This window comes from Shewanella sp. 10N.286.45.A1 (assembly GCF_041470405.1).
Lineage (GTDB): Bacteria > Pseudomonadota > Gammaproteobacteria > Enterobacterales > Shewanellaceae > Shewanella.
The window spans coordinates 1-314 of the sequence record NZ_JBFRMK010000338.1 but is presented as its reverse complement, the minus strand read 5'-3'; the positions used below and the strand labels follow the sequence as shown (position 1 = coordinate 314).

Below are 314 nucleotides of genomic sequence, written 5' to 3'. Positions count from 1 at the left end.
AATCTGTACCACAATGAACTTTGTTACAAATCGATGATCAGATCTAGTAACTCAACTAACTTGCAGATTAATGATGTCAATTTTCAACGCAGAGCAATGGTCATACAATCATTTTATAAACGGTTCATTTGGTGACTCGCGCCGCACTGACCGTGTCATCGAAGTCGCGGCCGATATGGCGCGTTGTAGTGGTAAGTCAATCGCTTTATCATGTCGAGGTAATGAAGCTAAAGTTGAAGGAGCTTATCGATTGATCCGTAATGACAATATTTCTCCAGAAGCGATTAGAGCTTCAGGTTTTCAACATACTGTAG

The 314-nt window shown here is 40.8% G+C and carries 1 protein-coding gene; it reads left to right on the top strand.

Annotation, left to right across the window (positions count from 1 at the left end):
* Positions 1-70: 70 nt before the first annotated feature.
* Positions 71-314: transposase DNA-binding-containing protein (locus AB4238_RS20740; RefSeq protein ID WP_372035353.1), on the top strand; the 244-nt coding region annotated here is incomplete at its 3' end.